At 55.8% G+C, this 1,703-nt stretch carries 3 protein-coding genes; all 3 read left to right on the top strand.

Translation table 11 applies throughout. From position 1 onward, the window contains the following. Nucleotides 1-180, top strand: a 180-nt coding sequence (locus A3AY_RS0132960) for an ABC transporter permease subunit (RefSeq protein WP_018329932.1), incomplete at its 5' end; no start/stop codon positions are given. A 115-nt stretch (nucleotides 181-295) separates the two neighbouring features. Then, the gene (locus tag A3AY_RS0132955) at nucleotides 296-1,063 is read left to right on the top strand and encodes an ABC transporter permease (RefSeq protein ID WP_018329931.1); all 768 of its coding nucleotides are present in this window, start codon (nucleotides 296-298) and stop codon (nucleotides 1,061-1,063) included. A 1-nt stretch (nucleotide 1,064) separates the two neighbouring features. After that, the coding region (locus A3AY_RS0132950; RefSeq protein WP_018329930.1) for an ABC transporter ATP-binding protein at nucleotides 1,065-1,703 on the top strand (639 nt) is incomplete at its 3' end.

The following is a 1,703-nucleotide window of genomic DNA, read 5'->3' as shown; positions in this document are numbered from 1 at the left end:
GTACTCACCGAAACGGTGTTCAATATCCCGGGAATTGGCCGTCTCGTAGTCGATGCGATCAACAATCGAGATTACCCGGTCATTCAAAGCGTACTTATCGTCATCTCAGGAATATACGTCCTGATTAACTTGGCGGTCGATCTTGCTTACACGCTGATCGATCCCCGGATTCGGTACTGATATGTCTTTTGCTATTTCGTTACCAAACCCCGGGCAACGGGGTCGCTTTCGAGTCTCACACCTCGCCCGCCATGCTCGAAGACACCCGCTGGTTCTGATCGGCGGTGGTCTCCTGATGATCCTGATCGCTCTGACGCTCGCAGCTCCACTTTATGCGGGAGATCCGTTGAAAATGGATCCGTTCGTCCGCCTGCAACCCCCCTCGGCCGAATATTGGTTGGGGACGGATAACCTGGGTCGGGATGTGTTCGCTCGGACCGTTTACGGCGCGCGGATCTCTCTCACGGTCGGATTGGTATCGGCGCTAGTTGCAGCTTCCGCAGGGCTTCTGATCGGCGTACTCGCCGGCTACATTCGGAGCTTCGACAACGTCATCATGCGCGTGATGGACGCTTTGATGTCGATCCCAACGTTCTTGCTTGCAATCGCGCTCATCTCGCTCACGGGGACGGGAATTGGCATTCTGATTATAGCGATCGCCATCCCACAAATTCCGAGTGTGACGAGACTGGTAAGGTCAGTGGTCCTAAGTGTGCGTGAACGCGCATATGTCGAAGCCGCTGTTTGCGGCGGAGCACGGCTGCCGAAGATTCTGTGGCGCCATATTCTTCCAAGCACTCTTCCACCGCTCATGGTCCAAACTGCGGTTGTTTGTGCGGACGCGATCATGACAGAAGCCGGGCTGAGCTTCTTAGGCGTCGGCGTGCCCCCCGAAATCTCTAGTTGGGGGAATATGATCTCTAGCTCTCGGCTGTACCTGTCAATTGCTCCACTCACCATATTCGCCCCGGGTATCTTCCTTGCCATCACGGTTCTGGCGGTAAATCTATTTGGGGACGGTCTCCGCGACTTGTTCGATCCTCGCGCGAAGAGGCGGCGCTGACATGCATATACAGAAAGTTTCTGATCAAGATGTCCTCCTTGATGTGCGGGGCCTTGAAACGCATTTCTTCGGCGAAGATAGCGTCACGCGGGCCGTGGACGGGGTCAGCTTCCAAGTTCGGAAAGGCGAAACACTTGGTGTCGTTGGCGAATCCGGATGCGGAAAAAGCGTCACTTCTCTCTCGATCCTTCGTCTGCTGCCAAGGCAGACCGCCCGAACTGTGGCCGGCCAAATCTCTTTTCACGGACAAGATCTGTTGCAGCTCTCCGAGCGACAGATGAGAAGCATTCGCGGTAACAAGATTGCGATGATCTTCCAGGATCCCATGACAAGTTTGAGTCCCGTTCACACCGTGGGCCGACAGATCGCGGAGGCAGTCGAAATCCATACTGGTGCGTCTCGTTCTGAGGCTTTGGCGAAAGCTGAAGAGATGCTGCACCTCGTCCGCATTGCAGACCCAGACCGCCGCGTTAAAAATTATCCGCATGAGATGTCGGGCGGCATGCGTCAACGCGCCATGATCGCCATGGCGCTTGCTTGCTCGCCGGAACTGCTCATAGCCGACGAGCCAACCACCGCTTTGGACGTTACGATCCAGGCGCAGATCCTACGGCTGCTCGTTGAATTGAAGGAGCGGACG

The organism is Rhizobium giardinii bv. giardinii H152 (assembly GCF_000379605.1).
GTDB lineage: Bacteria > Pseudomonadota > Alphaproteobacteria > Rhizobiales > Rhizobiaceae > Pararhizobium > Pararhizobium giardinii.
The sequence above is the reverse complement of the archived record's forward strand: the minus strand, read 5'-3'. Positions and strand labels throughout refer to the sequence as shown.